Origin of the sequence: Chryseobacterium potabilaquae (assembly GCF_902728265.1) — a bacterium.
Taxonomy (GTDB): Bacteria; Bacteroidota; Bacteroidia; order Flavobacteriales; family Weeksellaceae; genus Chryseobacterium; species Chryseobacterium potabilaquae.
Genome location: NZ_CACVBR010000007.1, coordinates 97,929 through 114,638 on the forward strand (window position 1 = coordinate 97,929; position 16,710 = coordinate 114,638).

Annotated in this window: 14 protein-coding genes; 9 read left to right on the forward strand and 5 right to left on the reverse strand. The window is 32.8% G+C overall.

Features of this window, described 5'->3' with window-relative positions:
• Positions 1 to 12: 12 nt before the first annotated feature.
• From CHRY9293_RS06095 to fmt, 5 genes are all read left to right on the forward strand, one after another.
• On the forward strand, positions 13 to 1,125 hold the full coding sequence (locus CHRY9293_RS06095) for an outer membrane beta-barrel protein (RefSeq protein WP_162032131.1): 1,113 nt from the start codon (positions 13 to 15) through the stop codon (positions 1,123 to 1,125).
• A 31-nt stretch (positions 1,126 to 1,156) separates the two neighbouring features.
• Complete coding sequence (locus CHRY9293_RS06100; protein ID WP_122548314.1) at positions 1,157 to 2,713, forward strand: OmpA family protein; 1,557 nt, start codon at positions 1,157 to 1,159, stop codon at positions 2,711 to 2,713.
• A gap of 194 nt (positions 2,714 to 2,907) precedes the next feature.
• Positions 2,908 to 4,359, forward strand: coding sequence for an OmpA family protein (locus tag CHRY9293_RS06105; protein ID WP_122637302.1), 1,452 nt, complete (start codon positions 2,908 to 2,910; stop codon positions 4,357 to 4,359).
• A 77-nt stretch (positions 4,360 to 4,436) separates the two neighbouring features.
• Positions 4,437 to 6,338 (forward strand): RecQ family ATP-dependent DNA helicase, encoded by a 1,902-nt coding sequence (locus tag CHRY9293_RS06110; RefSeq protein ID WP_162032133.1) that lies wholly within the window; start codon positions 4,437 to 4,439, stop codon positions 6,336 to 6,338.
• Between the two features lie 92 nt (positions 6,339 to 6,430).
• Positions 6,431 to 7,378 (forward strand): methionyl-tRNA formyltransferase, encoded by a 948-nt coding sequence (fmt, locus tag CHRY9293_RS06115; RefSeq protein WP_162032135.1) that lies wholly within the window; start codon positions 6,431 to 6,433, stop codon positions 7,376 to 7,378.
• A gap of 65 nt (positions 7,379 to 7,443) precedes the next feature.
• On the opposite strand, the gene ribB is transcribed toward fmt, so the two are convergent.
• From ribB to CHRY9293_RS06130, 3 genes are all read right to left on the reverse strand, one after another.
• Positions 7,444 to 8,565, reverse strand: coding sequence for a 3,4-dihydroxy-2-butanone-4-phosphate synthase (gene ribB, locus CHRY9293_RS06120; RefSeq protein ID WP_162032137.1), 1,122 nt, complete (start codon positions 8,563 to 8,565; stop codon positions 7,444 to 7,446).
• Positions 8,566 to 8,638: 73 nt separating this feature from the next.
• A complete protein-coding gene (locus CHRY9293_RS06125; protein WP_162032138.1) occupies positions 8,639 to 9,637 on the reverse strand; it encodes an LLM class flavin-dependent oxidoreductase in 999 nt (332 codons plus the stop codon).
• A gap of 283 nt (positions 9,638 to 9,920) precedes the next feature.
• Positions 9,921 to 12,047 (reverse strand): helix-turn-helix domain-containing protein, encoded by a 2,127-nt coding sequence (locus CHRY9293_RS06130; RefSeq protein WP_162032140.1) that lies wholly within the window; start codon positions 12,045 to 12,047, stop codon positions 9,921 to 9,923.
• A gap of 83 nt (positions 12,048 to 12,130) precedes the next feature.
• Between CHRY9293_RS06130 and CHRY9293_RS06135 the strand changes: the two genes are divergently transcribed.
• Entirely contained in the window at positions 12,131 to 12,571 is a 441-nt protein-coding gene (locus CHRY9293_RS06135; protein ID WP_162032142.1) for a hypothetical protein, read from the forward strand.
• Between the two features lie 74 nt (positions 12,572 to 12,645).
• Here the strand turns inward: CHRY9293_RS06135 and CHRY9293_RS06140 are convergent, their stop codons facing one another.
• Positions 12,646 to 13,182 carry a gamma carbonic anhydrase family protein gene (locus CHRY9293_RS06140; RefSeq protein WP_162032143.1) on the reverse strand — a complete coding sequence of 179 codons (537 nt, stop codon included), beginning with the start codon at positions 13,180 to 13,182 and terminating at the stop codon, positions 12,646 to 12,648.
• A gap of 146 nt (positions 13,183 to 13,328) precedes the next feature.
• Between CHRY9293_RS06140 and CHRY9293_RS06145 the strand changes: the two genes are divergently transcribed.
• Genes CHRY9293_RS06145 through hemH form a run of 3 tightly spaced genes read left to right on the forward strand, consistent with a single transcriptional unit; the run spans position 13,329 to position 15,682 of the window.
• Complete coding sequence (locus CHRY9293_RS06145) at positions 13,329 to 14,207, forward strand: NifU family protein (RefSeq protein ID WP_162032145.1); 879 nt, start codon at positions 13,329 to 13,331, stop codon at positions 14,205 to 14,207.
• 9 nt (positions 14,208 to 14,216) lie between these two features.
• Positions 14,217 to 14,654 (forward strand): hypothetical protein, encoded by a 438-nt coding sequence (locus CHRY9293_RS06150; protein ID WP_162032146.1) that lies wholly within the window; start codon positions 14,217 to 14,219, stop codon positions 14,652 to 14,654.
• On the forward strand, positions 14,654 to 15,682 hold the full coding sequence (gene hemH / locus CHRY9293_RS06155; RefSeq protein ID WP_162032148.1) for a ferrochelatase: 1,029 nt from the start codon (positions 14,654 to 14,656) through the stop codon (positions 15,680 to 15,682). The genes CHRY9293_RS06150 and hemH overlap by 1 nt, the downstream gene beginning before the upstream one ends.
• 585 nt (positions 15,683 to 16,267) lie before the next feature.
• Here hemH and CHRY9293_RS18865 read toward each other — a convergent pair.
• Positions 16,268 to 16,390, reverse strand: coding sequence for a hypothetical protein (locus tag CHRY9293_RS18865; RefSeq protein ID WP_262887690.1), 123 nt, complete (start codon positions 16,388 to 16,390; stop codon positions 16,268 to 16,270).
• Between the last annotated feature and the right edge of the window lie 320 nt (positions 16,391 to 16,710).

Genomic DNA, 16,710 nt, shown 5'->3' on the forward strand with positions numbered 1-16,710 from the left:
AAAACATATTGTATGAAACTAGGTTTATTATTATTAGCTGCTTTACCTATTGCTACTTATGCACAGGATAGTATTTCTGTTAATTCCTCAAAAGAATATCCGAATACTTTTACCTCAGGTTCAGCCAATGTCCAAGCTTTCAACAACTCAACCAGAAGATTTAACGACTGGTCTGTTTCAATCGGTGGTGGTTCAGCCCTTATGGTTCACTCCGATTTAAAATCGATCTACGATAAAAAAATCAACTGGGGGTACAACGCGTATGTCAGCGTGGATAAACAAATTAACCACATCTTTGGATTAAGTCTCATCTATCAAAGAGGAGAAACAAAGCAAAAAGGTCAGCTAGAAGGTGCAGCAGGTATTGCTGCAGGAGTTGCTACTGCTACTACGAAGTATAATCAGGTTGCTTTAATGGGAGATATTAACTTTTCTAACATATTAAGAAGAGTTGATAACCATTCACCATACAGGTGGGCGCTTCATGGATATGCTGGAATAGGTTTGATGAATTTCAATACTTCTTTACATGACAATGATCAAAACAGATGGAGTACAGTTCCCGCAAGATCTCCTCTATTCATTGATCAAAAGCTTGATATTAATTCAGTCTATTATCAAATGGGTATCGGTCTTAAATATAAGGTTTCGAGACTTATTGATGTTGAAGCAAGAACAATGTATGTCATTAGTGGAGATGATGAATTTGATGGTGGTGGATTTGCCGGCCCTAATGATTATGACCCAACTTCAACAACCCCACACTATAACATGTTAAACAAAAGAAGATCGGATAACATGTGGACTGTTAATTTGGGAGTATCATTCAAACTAGGAAAACATCTATCACATCTCGCATGGCATGATCCTTTACAAGAAGCTTATTATAAAACAAGTGTTCTTGAAAATGCTTCTGCAGATCTTGTAGTATGTGAAAAAGGAGATAACGATAATGATGGAGTTTGTGATGATTGGGATAGAGAGCTTAATACTCCTGCAGGAGCACGAGTTGATGGAGCTGGTGTAGCGTTAGACATGGATCTTGATGGTGTAATTGATCTTTATGATAAATGTGTAACTGTGCCTGGACCGCCAGATAATAATGGCTGCCCTATTGGAAAATAAAAATCAATTAATTAACAATACATAAAACACTATGAAATTAAATTTAGCAATTGTTGCATTTGCTTTAGCTATGCCTACTTTAAGCTATGCACAAGATTCAATAGCCGTTTCTTCAACAGGAGAGTATCCAAATACATTCTCTTCAGGTTCTGCTAATGTTTCCCCATTTACGTCACAATCTAGAAGATTTAATGACTGGTCTATATCAGCCGGAGCTGGTACGCCTTTAATGCAATCAGCTGATTTAACATCAATAAAAAATGGTAATGGTAAAAACCTATTTGGTTATTCCGTTTACTTCAGTATTGATAAAGCAATTACTCATGCATTTGGACTAAAATTACAATACGATAGAGGTGAAACAAGACAAGGATGGTTTAATACTAAAGATCCGGTTCCTGCAAACATTCCTTATCAGCAAGTTGCTGCAAGAACTCAATACGATGCAATCTCTATATTAGGAGATATTAACTTTTCTAACTTACTAAGAAGAGTTGATAATCATTCTCCTTATAGATGGGCGTTACATGGATATGCGGGTCTAGGTACTATCGCTTATAGAGCTTACCAAAAAGGGCCAAACGGAGTACAAGCTTTAATGACAGAAATAAAGCCATTCCAATTAGGATCTATGTTTGCTCAAGCAGGTGCTGGTCTTAAATTTAAAGTTAACAAAAGAATCGATGTTGAAGGTAGATTAATGTATGTAGTAACTGGAGATGATGAATTTGATGGTGGAGGACCAAACTACAGTGCTATCAATCAACGTGAAGAACAAGTTTCTGATAACTTCTTTAACGCAACTTTAGGTCTTACTTGGAAGCTAGGAAAACACGAATCTAACTTAATGTGGCATGACCCATTACAGGAAATCTATTATAAACTAGATGTATTGGCTAATAAAAAACAAGACATTGAAGTTTGTAAAAAAGGAGATGCTGATAATGACGGTGTTTGCGATGATTGGGACAGACAACTTGATACACCTGCTGGTGCTAGAGTTGACGGTGCTGGTGTTGCTCTTGATACTGATCTTGATGGTGTTATCGATCTTTACGATAAGTGTGTTACCGTTCCTGGACCAGTGGAAAACAATGGTTGTCCATATGCTAAAAAAGACAATAACGAAGTAGCAAAAGATGTTGAAAAAGAATTAAAAGATGTATATTTTAATTTCAATAAAGCAACAATAAGACCTGAATCTAATCCAAAATTAGATATGGCTGCTGACGTGATTAAGCAAAGTGGAGGTACATACCTATTAACTGGTCATACAGATATTAAAGGAAATGCTGCATATAACTTAAAATTATCTAGAGAGAGAGCTGCGGCAGTAGTGAATGCTCTTGAAGCTAGAGGAGTTACAGCAAACTCACTTAAATCAAAAGGAGTTGGTTCTGCTGAAGCTAGAATTCCTGCAACGGCTTCTGATGCTGAAAGAATGGCCGACAGAAAAGTGACTGTAAGATATATTGAGAATGCTTCGGAATGGAGCGCTATGGAAAAGAAAGATTACACAGACACTCCTGTTACCAAAGCAAAAGCTGGGAAAAAGAAAACAAAATCAAGTAAAAACAACAAAAAATAATTTTGTTATAATTTTATAAAACCGAAATTATTTTCGGTTTTATATTTTTATTAACTAATTTTGTATATAATATTAAATTGGACTGAGATTTGATATATCGAGTGGTAAAAATATGATTTTGTATGATACCACATTTTGTTAATCTAAATAGAATATCTCACTTCATCATAATTTAACTAATTAAAATATACACTATGAAATTAAGTTTAACAATTGCTGCACTAGCTTTAGCTTTACCTACGGCTCTCTGTGCGCAAGACTCAATAGCAGTTTCCTCAACTGGAGAGTATCCAAATACATTCTCTTCTGGTTCTGCTAATGTTTCCCCATTCACTTCCCAATCTAGAAGATTCAATGATTGGTCTATCTCTGCAGGTGTAGGAACACCTTTAATGCAATCAGCTGATTTAACGTCAATAAAAAATGGTAATGGTAAAAACCTATTTGGTTATTCGGCATACTTCAGTATTGATAAAGCAATTACTCATGCTTTTGGATTAAGTCTACAATATGACAGAGGTGAAACAAGACAAGGATGGTTTAATACTAAGGATGCAGTTCCCGCTAATATGCCATATCAGCAAGTTGCTGCAAGAACTCAGTATGACGCAATCTCTATATTAGGAGATATTAACTTTTCTAACTTACTAAGAAGAGTTGATAATCATTCTCCTTACAGATGGGCATTACACGGATATGCGGGTCTAGGTACTATCGCTTATAGAGCTTATCAAAAAGGGCCAACTGGAGCGCAAACTCTGATGACAGAAATAAAGCCATTCCAATTAGGTTCTATGTTTGCTCAAGCAGGAGCTGGTCTTAAATTTAAAGTTAATAGAAGAATAGATATCGAAGGTAGATTAATGTATGTAGTAACTGGAGATGATGAGTTTGATGGTGGAGGACCAAACTACAGTGCTATTAATCAACGTGAAGAACAAGTTTCTGACAACTTCTTCAACGCAACTTTAGGGGTATCTTTAAAACTAGGAAAACACGAATCTCATCTAATGTGGCATGACCCATTACAGGAAATCTATTATAAACTAGATGTATTGGCTAATAAAAACCAGGACATTGAAGTTTGTAAAAAAGGAGATGCTGATAATGACGGTGTTTGCGACGATTGGGACAGACAACTTGATACACCTGCTGGTGCTAGAGTTGACGGTGCCGGTGTTGCTCTTGATACTGATCTTGATGGTGTTATCGACCTTTATGATAAGTGTGTTACCGTTCCTGGACCAGTGGAAAATAATGGCTGCCCTGTAGCCACTACCGGACCAGTAACAGAAGAAACAAGAACCTTAGAAGGTATTGAATTCGATTTAAATTCAGATAGAATATTACCTTCAAACACTCCTATACTAAATAATGCCGTTAATTATATTAATTCTTCAAACGGAGCTTATAATGTAATTGGAGCAACAGATACAAGAGGTACTGATGCTTACAATCAAAAATTATCTGAAAGAAGAGCTAATAACGTTAAAAGTTATTTACTTAAAAATGGAGTTCAATCTGGAAAACTTAACTCAATAGGTAAAGGTGAAAAAGATCTTAAATACCCTGAGTGTGAGCCTGCTACTAAATGTCCTGAATGGAAAAATAGAGCAAACAGAAGAGTTTATTTTGAAGCTAAGTAATATAGTTACAATACTCAATTATATTAAAGTCACGCTACAGCGTGGCTTTTTTTATTTACTTTCACTATTTTTACTCCATGATTTCCCAGCAAGATTATCAAAAACTAAAATATGAAACCCTAAAGTATTTTTGGGGCTATAACCAATTCAGAGACTCGCAAGAAGAAATAATAGACTCTATTCTTAATGAAAATGATACTTTGGTTTTATTACCTACCGGAGCAGGAAAATCACTTTGCTATCAACTTCCTTCGCTTCTTAAAGAAGGTACGTGTCTCGTTATATCACCTCTATTGGCTCTCATGAAAGACCAAGTCAGTCAATTGAAATACAGAGGAATTGAAGCTGAATATTTATCCTCTGAACTTGACGAGTATGATGCGGAAACCATTTATGGGAGATGTAAGGAAGGGCTCACCAAATTACTTTATGTCTCGCCTGAAAGATTAACCAATAAACATTTTCTACAAAATATAGAGGAAATTCAACTCTCTTTTATTGCTGTGGATGAGGCTCATTGTATTTCAGAATGGGGACAGGATTTTAGACCTAGTTATCAAAACATTAAAAATTTTAGAAAAAATAACCCTAAAGTTCCCTGTCTTGCTTTGACAGCAACTGCTACTCCAAAAGTTTTAGAAGAAATCAAAAATAAGCTAGAGCTCAAAAACCCTACAACATTTCAAAAGAGCTTTAAAAGAGATAATATTAGAATCTTCACTGAAGAAGTTTCAGATAAATTTCAGCGTATTTTTGATATTTTAAAATGGGCAAATGAATCGGGAATTGTATATGTAAGAACCAGAAAAGAAGCTGAATTATTAACCGAATTTTTACACAAAAACCAATTAAAAAATGTTGACTTTTTTCATGCAGGTCTTACCACTAAAGAAAAAAATGCCAAACAACATATTTGGAGTCAGAGTAATAGTCACGTTCTCATTTCTACCAATGCATTTGGAATGGGAATCGACAAAGATAATGTGCGCTTTGTCATTCATTATTCGCCCTCACCTTCTATTGAAAATTATTATCAGGAAATTGGAAGATCTGGAAGAGATGGTCAAAAAAGTTTCGCATTTCTTTTATGGGATAAACAAGAAATGGCCAACTTTGATCAGATTTTAAAAAATCAAATTCCTAATAAAGCAGAGTTTATAAAAATCATTACCTATCTCTACTCTATTTTTCAAGTTGCTGAATATGAATTGCCAGAAAAAGTTTTTCAATTCAATATTAACGGAATAAAAAAATTTACAAACCTATCTATCTCTAAAATTCAAAACACATTAAATTTCCTTCACAATCAGGAAATTATATATTTAAATAATAACAAAAGTTTATCTTCTTTACAATTACTTATGGAGGCAGAAGATATTCATCAATTGCCTAAAAAAGATGCTTACTTTATTGAACTTTTACTCCGTACTTTATCCGGTATCACTACCCATAAAACAATGTTTAGTGAACTTCAGGTAAGTAAGAAAATTGGCGCAAGTCCTCATTTAATAAAAGAGAGATTAAAAGATTTACAAGAAAAAAATTATATAGAATATATAGATGGAAGTTTATCGAGTGTGAAGTTTTTAAAACCAAGAGATGAAAGAGCACTTCATGGTTTTTATTGGAAACTTTTTGAACACATTCAAAAAAATAAGATCCAAAAATGGGAAGAAATGAAATTCTATATTGAAAATACTCAATATTGTAAAATGAAGCTTATTTTATCATATTTTGGAGAGAAAAAATCCAAAAACTGCGGAAAATGTTCTGTTTGTGAAAAGAGTAAACAATCCATATTTGGTAAAAATATATCTACACAAATCATTAATTTATTGACTACAAAACCCTCTACAATTGAAGAGCTTTCTATTCAACTCAACTATTATTCCAAAGAAAATATATTGGAACATCTTATCTTCTTATTAGACTCAGGAAAAATAAAAATGTTAAATTTTAGGACATATGCTCTTGCATAATTATTGTACGGAGTACCTAAGATGATAACAAATACTCATCTTTAATATAATCATCACCAAATTTTTAAATCTACAAAGTTTATCTTTGTAAAATGAAATCATTGAAAGTCGTTTTTTTAGGTACTCCGGAGTTTGCGAAAACTTCTCTAGAGGCAATTCATAATTCAAACCATGAAGTGGTGGCTGTTGTAACTGTTGCGGATAAAGCAAGCGGAAGAGGTCAAAAAATCAATCAATCACCAGTAAAAATTTTTGCTGTAGATCATAATATTCCTGTTTTTCAACCTGAGAAACTCAGAAATCCAGAATTTTTAGAAGAATTAAGAAAACTGAATGCAGATGTATTTGTAGTGGTAGCATTCAGAATGATGCCAAAAATTCTTTTTGAAATACCTTCAAAAGGTACATTTAATCTCCATGCATCTCTTCTTCCTGATTATAGAGGAGCAGCACCAATTAACTACGCTGTAATTAATGGAGAAGCAAAAACAGGAGCCACGACATTCTTTATTAATGAAAAAATTGATGAAGGAAATATTTTATTGCAGGAAGAAATGGATATTTTACCCAACGAAAATGCAGGAAGCCTTCATGATAGATTAATGAATATGGGTGCTAATCTGGTTGTTAAAACACTTGATGGGCTCTCTGAGAGTTCTATCGAGGAAAAGCCTCAACCCGAAGTTAAACACCCCAAAAATGCCTATAAAATTTTCAAAGAAAATACAAAAATCGAGTGGTCCAAAAGTTCAAAAGAAGTTCATCAATTTATTTTGGGAATGTCACCCTATCCCACAGCTTTTACTACCCTAAAAATTGGTAGTGAGGAAAAAGGATTAAAAATATTTACCGGAAAATTTGAGATTCAGCCTCATGGCAAACCCATTGGAAGTTTAGATATTTCAAAAAATACATTTAAGATCTATACAGCGGATGGAATTTATTATCCATTAGAGCTGCAATTAGAAGGAAAAAAAAGAATGGATATCAAAGATTTTTTGAACGGTTTCAGAAATTTTGAAGAAATCCAAATGGCTTGAGTACTCAAGCCATTTGTATTTATATAAGGTAGATAAAAATGATTTACGATAAATCATTTTTTCTTTTATAATTGTACCATTTCCGTTACTTCCACATCATATCCTCCTACATGAGGTTTGATATTTGGATTCTGTGTAATAACTTTAAATTTATTAATTCCTAAATTTTTTAAGATTTGTGTACCAATACCATAATCTCTGTAATTAAAGGCTAAAGTAGGATGTATCTCCTGACCATCTTGATAATTTAAAAATTGTTGTAATTTTCTTAGGGTATTTTCAGAGTTTGATACATTATTGATGAAAATAATAGCTCCTTTTCCAGCCTCATTAACCATATTTGTCACCCTTTCTAATAATGGCTTTTCCCCATTATTCAATCTAGATAATACATCAAAATAAGAATCAGATGACTGAACTCTTACTAAAACAGGTTCATCCACAGTCCAAGTTCCTTTTGTCAATGCAAAATGAATTTGATCGGTTGACGTTTCTCTAAAGGCACAAAAATCAAAATCACCATAGGCGGTTTTCACTTTTCTTTCTTCCAGCCTTTCCACAAGATTTCCTTTTTTAAGCTGATAATGGATCAAATCTTCAATAGAAACAATTTTAATATCGTGTTTCTGGGCAAATTTGTGTAATTCCGGTAGACGAGACATTGTACCATCTTCATTCATGATCTCACAAATTACCCCTCCTTCTTTCAATCCGGCCAAATGAGTTAAATCAATAGCTGCTTCCGTGTGCCCTGCTCTTTTTAAAACACCTCCTTTTTTGGCGCGAAGTGGGAAAATATGTCCCGGTCTCATAAAATCTGTAGGCTTAGAGGTTTCAGCCATTAAAGCCAAAATAGTTTTTGCTCTGTCTCCAGCAGAAATTCCAGTAGAAGTGCCATTTCCAAGAAGATCAACAGATACGGTAAATGCTGTTTCTTTTGGATCACTACTACGACTTACCATGATATCTAGACCCAATTCATCACATCTTTTTTCAGGGAGAGGAACACAAATAAGTCCTCTTCCGTGAACAGCCATAAAATTAATCATTTCAGGTGTTGTAAGCTCAGCTGCACAAAGAAAATCTCCTTCATTTTCTCTATCTTCATCATCTACCACTATGATTATTTTACCATTTTTAAGGTCTTCAATAGCCTCAGGAATAGTATTTAATTTAATCTCAGACATTTTTACTTTAAATTTGCGCAAAGATACTCATAAAAAAATGCATCTTCCAATTAATGTATAGAGTTTGTTAATCTTAGGATATACAGTCTTTTGCTTTTCTGAAAATTTCATAAGACTCTAATCTTTTCTGATGATCGTAAATATGAGAATTAATCATTAGTTCATCCACATCAAATTTTTCTTGAAAATTTTTTAATTGATCTTCAATTTCGGTTTGATTTCCTATAAAAGTATATCTCAATTTTTGCAAAACCATTGACTTTTCCATGGGAGACCAAATCTCATCCATATCATCAACAGGAGGAGCAAAGGGCTTTCTATCATTCCTGATAATATTGATAAATGCCTGAAATAAAGTAGTCGCCATTTTTTGAGCTTCCTCACTAGTTTGGGCTGCTACCCCATTTACACAGGCTATAATATAAGGATTCTCCAATTGCTCAGAAGGTTTAAAATGTTCGCGATAAATGTTGAAAGCCATTTCCATTTGTTCAGGAGCGAAATGTCCGGCAAAAGCATACGGAAGTCCTAATTCTGAAGCCAAAAATGCACTATCCGTACTAGAACCTAAAATATATAAAGGAATGTCCAACCCTTCACCAGGAATAGCACGAACTAAAGCCTTCGCATTTTCTTGGGAAAAATATTTTTGTAATTCACTTATCTGTCGGGGAAATTGTTCATTAATGGTCGCAGGATTTCTTCCTAACGCTTGAGCTGTTAAGCCGTCCGTTCCCGGAGCTCTTCCCAAACCAAGATCAATTCTTCCAGGAAAAAGGGATTCTAATGTTCCAAATTGTTCTGCAATGACTAATGAGCTATGATTGGGTAACATAATACCGCCCGATCCTACTCTGATTTTTTTTGTTCCATGGGCAATAAAACCAATAAGAACTGAAGTTGCAGAGCTAGCAATGCTTTCCATATTATGATGTTCTGCAAGCCAAAATCTTTTATAATCCAAATTTTCTACATGATTGGCCAAAGATAAACTATCCTGAAAGGTATTATGAATACTTTTCCCATGCTTAACAGGAGCAAGATCAAGAACCGATATTTCAAAGTTTTTCATATCGTAGTATTTATTTAAAGGTGATATAGAACCTTTTTTTGATTTTATGATTTTATATAGTAAGACTGAAAAATCAAACAAATGTAAAACATATAAATTGCATTAGTTACTTTTGGTAATTGATAAGGCTGATTGATGTATTGAGAAAAAAACTATTAAAAAATGGCAAATAATATTTATATTTTTTGTAGAAACGTACTATTTGAGCATTTAATACTTCTAAGCCATGCTGCTATAACTAATGATGAAAATCAAATAAAAATAAATTCAATAGCAAAAACAATTATTTTTCTTTTTCCTTCTGATAATTATAATGATTCAAGAGTATCCTTATTTCGTTAAATTCAAAATTACTTGGTAATGAATTTTTCCATTTCGTTAAAGTTTCATGAACATTTTTATTAAACTCATTTTCAAAAGCCTTAATCTTATCTGAAGTAATCACTCTTGAAATATCCAATAAACCTTGTTCAGCAAATTTTGCCAAATGACCAATCACCGTTTCCTTTACCAATCCCCTTTCCAATGCTATTTCGGCAATAGTTTTTCCTTGCTCAAATAATTGAAAAGTGAGAACTTGAGACGGAACTTTTGCCACCTTCATGCTAATTTCCTTATTATTTTTCTCTTCCAAAAGTTTCGTTTCCAACAAATGGATTTCTTTTAAACTATTCAAATACTCTTCAATATCTTCTAGCCAAATTCGAAATTCCTCGTTATATTGTTTTAGTCCCTTTGCCCCTTTAACTTCAGCATACAACTCTTTTAAGGGATTGAAAACTTTATCTTTAATTTCAGTAAAAAAGAAATTAACAGCTCCTTTTACCTTGCTCTCAATTTCTGACCATTCTTCCTTATTATCTATAAAATTATTTACCTTTTGAGAAATTACTCTTTCTAATTTTTCGAAAATTTTACCTAAATTAATGATATCATGTTTCAATTGAAGGTATAGCTGATTAGTTTTCACATGATCTATACTTTTTGCAGTAAGAGAGAGTTTATTCCAATCTTCTAATTCCTTTAAAAACCATAGACAATCAACGGTACGAAGAACTTTTCTGATACTATAATCATATTTTTCTTGACTCAAAATGGACTCCACATGATCATTGGCAACGGTATCTGTATGAAAATTTAAAATTCTATTATCTTTAAAAATAACTTCAGGAGTAATTTTAGATTTTAAAACAATTCCTTCCAATGTTCTGCAACGTGATAATGCTACATATACTTGTCCCGCAGTAAAACTTTTTCCTGCATCAATGATTACTTTATCAAATGTTAATCCCTGACTTTTATGGATAGTAACCGCCCAAGCTAGTTTGATAGGAAACTGTTCAAAGCTTCCCAAAACTTCCTCTTTAATATTTTTATCATGATCTAAAAAATATTTTTTCTGTTCCCAAACTTCACGTTTTACTGTAATTTCTCTTTCACCACCCTCTAAAATAACTTTAATTTCGTTTTCCTCTAAACCTGAAATTTCTCCCAATTTTCCATTGAAATATTTCTTTTCACCGGAAATATCATTTCGAATAAACATGATTTGCGCTCCAATCTTTAATTCTAAAAATTGTTCATTGGGAAACTGATTTTCTTTAAATTCTCCAAAAAGTTTGGCTTCATATATTGTAGGATCAACTTTTATTTCAGTCAATTCTTTTTGATTGATTTCATCCGCCATTTTGTTATGGGAACATAAATATACATAAGACTCCTTCCCCATTTCAAAATTCGGATCATATCTTTCATTAAGATAATCAAAATCAATGTTAGCAATATCGCCATCCCGAATCGCATTTAAAATATCTAAAAACTCCTCATCAGATTGTCGATACACTTTTGTTAACTCAATGGTAATCAAAGGAATTTCTTTAATAGCAAGACTATCAAAAAAGAAAGGTGAAGGATAGAACATTTTTAAGATATGTTCATCTCTTACCACAGGAGGAAGCTGGTATAAATCTCCGATAAACAACATCTGAACCCCTCCAAAACGTTGAGCATTTCTCCTGATAAACCTCAAAGAAAAATCCATCATATCCAATACATCTGCCCTCAACATCGAAACCTCATCAATGATAATAATCTCAACCTCTCGTAAGAGTTTAAGTTTATCTTTTCGATACTTAAAATGAGGCATTAAATCTGCAATATTATTGGCTAAAGTGGTATCAATTCTTTCTGTTGTAGGCAAAAACGTTCTTAAGGGCAATCCAAACATGGAGTGAATGGTAACACCACCGGCATTCATTGCAGCAATTCCAGTAGGAGCTACTACAATATGTTTTTTTCTTGTTCGTTTTACAAAATCATTTAGAAAAGTAGTTTTTCCTGTTCCTGCTTTTCCTGTAAGAAAAACACTTCTGTTAGTATGCTCTATTAAATCAAAAAAATGGTTGTTCATCGTCGTCAAAATTACGGAAATGAATTTGTTTTTTTTATCTTAGCATCAGTTTAAAAAAATTATTGATCAGAAATAGAATATCTATGAAAAGTTCATTAAAACATATTGCAATTTTAACATTCTCCTTAATTTCTTTCTCTTCATGTAACACACAAAAAATAGCCAATACGAATCTTCCACAAGATATTTCAGAAAGACCCATTGATGAGAGCAGTAAAAAATACGATGAAGCTCAACTAGATAAACTTAAAGCATCCATTGAAGGAGAAATTTCAAAAGAAAAATGTACTAATGCTACTCAATGGACATTTGCCCCCATGGGAGCAAAATCCTGTGGTGGCCCTCAATTATATATAGCATATCCAAAAGATAAGGAAGCTACTATCTTACCTAAAATTAATGATTATACAGAAAAAATAAAAACGTTTAATGACAAATATGATATTGTATCTGATTGTATAATGGTAATGCCTCCCACCTCAATTAAATGCAAAAATGGTAAAGCAGAACTTATTACTTCATAAATCAAAAAGCTCTATTGTAAAAAATAGAGCTTTTTCAATGAGCTTACAAGCCCATTTATAGATATATTACATGATTACCCTTCCACCTCTTTCACATTCTCTTTATACCAAGAAGAATATTTCACATAATTATTGGCAATCCTGTTGACTTCTCCTTCCAGTAATTGAGCAGAAATATCTTTAATTTTTCTTGCAGGAACTCCCCCCCATACTTCTCCGGATTTTATATGGGTCCCTTGAGTAACTACAGAACCTGCCCCTACAATAGAGTTTTCTTCTACAAGACAATCATCCATCACAATAGCACCCATCCCAATCAAAACATTGTCTTGAATAGTACATCCGTGAACAATTGCATTATGACCAATAGAAACATTATTCCCAATATTTAAGGGGTGTTTCTGATAAGTACAGTGTAACATGGCGTTATCCTGAACATTTACTTTATCTCCCATTTTAATGTAATGAACATCTCCTCTAATCACCGCATTATACCACACACTGCATTCTTTGCCCATAGTCACATCTCCAATAATTGTCGCTGTTTCAGCTAAAAAGGTACTTTCACCAATTTGGGGTACCTTACCTAAAAGTTCTTTTATAAGTGCCATATTTTAATTGTGATAAGTGATATTTTTGAAAAATTAAATTTAAAATATCATAATTTTTTAATTATAATGATAGCAAAAATCTAATTTCCACTTTCTAACTACTAACTTCTAATTGCGTATTTTTGTAATTCAAATTTAACGAAAAAATGCGTACCATACTTATTGAACCAACTGAAAACCCAAAAGTGATGAAATTTGTTGCAGATTACAACTTAATTCCAGGGTCTTTGGAGTTGGACAGAGAATCGGATATTTCGGAAATTCCCTTAGCACAGGAACTTTTCAATTATCCTTTTGTAGAAAGAATTTTCATTACGGCTAACTTTGTGGCAGTAGCAAAACAAGATACTGTAGAATGGGAACATGTAGTAGAAAGCCTAAAAAATGTGATTGAAGATGAATTACTCGCTAATCCCAGAATTTATCTCCAAAAAAAGAAAGAAATGTATCAGATTTACGCTGAAATGACGCCAAATCCAAATGTTATGAAGTTTGTTTCTAACCAACTTCTTTTGGAGGGTTTTGTGGAAGTAAAATCAAGAAATGAGGCTGAGGAAGTTCCATTAGCTCAAAATATTTTTAAAGATTTTGATTTTGCTACTGAAGTTTTTATTTCTGATAATTTTGTGGCAGTAACAAAAGATAATTCTGTAGAATGGCATCAAATAATGATGGCTGTTCGTGCGTCTATTGCGGACTATCTTCAAAACGGAGGTAAAATTTCAAACCTTGAACCTCAAAAACATGAAAATCCTGTGGAAAAAATAATCAATAGAGATTATACGGAGGATGAGCAAAAAATTTCTGATATTTTAAATGAATATGTAGCGCCTGCCGTAGAAAATGATGGTGGAAAAATTTCATTAATGGAATACGATCAAGAGCACAAAACCGCTAAAATGCTTTTACAAGGAGCTTGTTCGGGATGCCCAAGCTCTACAGCAACATTGAAAAATGGAATTGAAAATATTTTAAAACAATTCGTGCCGGATCTGGTTGAAAAAGTAGAAGCCGTTAATGGATAAACATCAAATATGAAAGTATATTTCCTTTTAATTGGCATCAGCCTCTTTTCATGTAGCAATAGACAGCAGCTTAATGATGGTATTCATGCCGATCTTATCGAAACAGGTTTAGCAAAAGACAGTATCCAAAAAATGGATATTGTTTTGGATAAATTAAACAAAAAAAACACTACTTTTCTGGATTATTATTTTCATAATTACTATGAACTAGATAAAGAGGTTGGGAACGAAATTAAAAAAGTAAAAGGAGAGGAATTTGTTTATAATGCTAATGAGGAATACCAAGAGCTATTCACAAAATTAATGATAGAAAAAGGAAACCAATATTTAAAATCTTTGGATTTAACTGAAGATGAAGAAAGGTTGGCTCTGGAGGTATATATTTTACATTTAAAACAGAAATACGGTTCAGTGATTGATGAACGATTGAAAAATTTAAATAAATAATGAAAGGAATTCTATTAGTAAATCTTGGTTCGCCGAAATCTACGGCAGTAAATGATGTAAAAGAATATCTAGATGAGTTCCTAATGGACGAAAGAGTAATTGATTATCGATGGATTTTCCGTGCTCTACTCGTTCGTGGAATTATTTTGAAAACACGACCTGCAAAATCCGCAGAAGCCTACAAAACCGTTTGGACGGATGAAGGCTCTCCTTTGGTTGTTATCACAGAAAAAATTCAGAAAAAGCTTCAAAGGCTAGTGGATGTTCCTGTCGAAATAGGAATGAGATATGCAGAGCCAAGTATTGAAACGGGAATACAGAAGCTTGTCGATAAAGGGGTTTCTGAAATTGTACTCTTCCCACTCTATCCTCAATATGCTATGAGTACCACGGAAACTGTGATTGAGAAAGCAGAAGAGGTAAGAAAAAAGAAATTTTCGAATATAAAAATTAACTATATTCAACCCTTCTATAATAGGGATATCTATATTAATTGTCTTGCGGAAAGTATCAAGAAAAAACTTCCGGAAAGTTTTGATGCCCTACAATTCTCTTATCATGGAGTTCCTGAACGGCACATTTATAAAACAGACCCATCCAAAACATGTAAAATTGATGAAGCTAATTGTATCAATAGCCAAGTAGACACTCATAACGCTTATTGTTACAGACATCAGTGCTATAAAACTACAGAAGCTGTGATTGCAAAAATGGGGATTCCGAAAGAAAAGTCAATTGTTTCTTTCCAATCCAGATTAGGGAAAGATAAATGGATTGAGCCTTATACGGATGAAACATTCGAAACCATTCCTAAGAAAGGAATAAAAGACTTAGTTGTTGTTTGTCCTGCTTTCGTTTCTGATTGTTTGGAAACTTTAGAAGAAATTTCGGTGGAGGGTAAAGAGCAGTTTCTCCATGCAGGTGGGCAAAACTTCCATTATATCCCCTGCCTTAACGATGAAGATGACTGGATTGATGTCATTAAAACCTTATGTCAGGAAAAATTAAATGATTTTTATTTAGTATAAAAATATAATAACCTTCGTTTTGAAGGTTATTTTTTTTAATTTCACTTTATATCAAAAATAATTTTCCTAATCGCATTTCTATTCATCTTATACTTTCAATTCTCTTTTTATAATGTTAGAATTAGTTTGTTATATTTGTATAATATAAGATAATGCATTATTCTTATGAAGCCATTTTACATTCGAGGGATTATCATAATACCAAAATCCACGACATAACGTTCCTTATGTAGAACCTACTCCGGCTACTCCTGAATTGGCTGTGTTAAAAACAATAAAGCCATCATAAAAAGTAGGATAGTTGTTAGCTATTCCAAAAGGTCCTTGCGAAAAATTATCAAATAAAGTTAAATCTATTCTTGGAAATAATAACCCTTTCCTACGTTCGATGTAGCATTATAAATAGGATTTGACGAAGCGCCAATAAATGCAGAGCTATGGGCCGCTGATGAATTAGCAGTACTATTAGCTATTCTTACTTGACTATAAAAATAACTTCCCGAGGCTAAAAGAATTAATAAGATAACCTTCTTTGTTTTAATAAATATATTTTTCATTTCTAAAATATGTGTTTCATGTTAAGATTTAGAATCCGGAAACCCAATCCCATGATCCATTACTTGTACCTCCTAAATACACCAATATTCCAGAGTCACCAGCAATTACCTGAGTAGTTGAAGTGTTTCTAAGAGCAGGAGAAATATCCATATTGTTCAACCCAGTATTGGAAACGTAAACTTTTTTATCTATAGAAATTCCCCTTCAGAATAAATTGAAGATTAGTCCTTTATCTCTTAAATTAAAATGTAAAGTCTAAATAGAAAATATGGATAAATAGTTTTCATATCAAAATAGCACAAAAACACAAATAAATAAGAACCACCCCTAAAAAAAACAATAATAAATTGAAAAAATTATAAAAAAAACAACAATACCCTCTTTTTATTTTAAAACAAAACTGAAATTATAATATTTTTTCGTATATTTACCCTATGAAATAAAATTTATTAATCTTAAAAATTAAAATA

Bases quoted from the DNA above. Each gene is read 5' to 3' on its own strand.
- CHRY9293_RS06105 (WP_122637302.1), top strand. From the start codon at position 2,908: ATGAAATTAAGTTTAACAATTGCTGCACTAGCTTTAGCTTTACCTACG.
- CHRY9293_RS06130 (WP_162032140.1), bottom strand. From the start codon at position 12,047: ATGAACAACCATTTTTTTGATTTAATAGAGCATACTAACAGAAGTGTT.
- fmt (WP_162032135.1), top strand. From the start codon at position 6,431: ATGAAATCATTGAAAGTCGTTTTTTTAGGTACTCCGGAGTTTGCGAAA.
- CHRY9293_RS06145 (WP_162032145.1), top strand. From the start codon at position 13,329: ATGCGTACCATACTTATTGAACCAACTGAAAACCCAAAAGTGATGAAA.
- CHRY9293_RS06125 (WP_162032138.1), bottom strand. From the start codon at position 9,637: ATGAAAAACTTTGAAATATCGGTTCTTGATCTTGCTCCTGTTAAGCAT.
- hemH (WP_162032148.1), top strand. From the start codon at position 14,654: ATGAAAGGAATTCTATTAGTAAATCTTGGTTCGCCGAAATCTACGGCA.
- ribB (WP_162032137.1), bottom strand. From the start codon at position 8,565: ATGTCTGAGATTAAATTAAATACTATTCCTGAGGCTATTGAAGACCTT.
- CHRY9293_RS06140 (WP_162032143.1), bottom strand. From the start codon at position 13,182: ATGGCACTTATAAAAGAACTTTTAGGTAAGGTACCCCAAATTGGTGAA.
- CHRY9293_RS18865 (WP_262887690.1), bottom strand. From the start codon at position 16,390: ATGGATATTTCTCCTGCTCTTAGAAACACTTCAACTACTCAGGTAATT.
- CHRY9293_RS06110 (WP_162032133.1), top strand. From the start codon at position 4,437: ATGATTTCCCAGCAAGATTATCAAAAACTAAAATATGAAACCCTAAAG.
- CHRY9293_RS06095 (WP_162032131.1), top strand. From the start codon at position 13: ATGAAACTAGGTTTATTATTATTAGCTGCTTTACCTATTGCTACTTAT.
- CHRY9293_RS06135 (WP_162032142.1), top strand. From the start codon at position 12,131: ATGAAAAGTTCATTAAAACATATTGCAATTTTAACATTCTCCTTAATT.
- CHRY9293_RS06150 (WP_162032146.1), top strand. From the start codon at position 14,217: ATGAAAGTATATTTCCTTTTAATTGGCATCAGCCTCTTTTCATGTAGC.
- CHRY9293_RS06100 (WP_122548314.1), top strand. From the start codon at position 1,157: ATGAAATTAAATTTAGCAATTGTTGCATTTGCTTTAGCTATGCCTACT.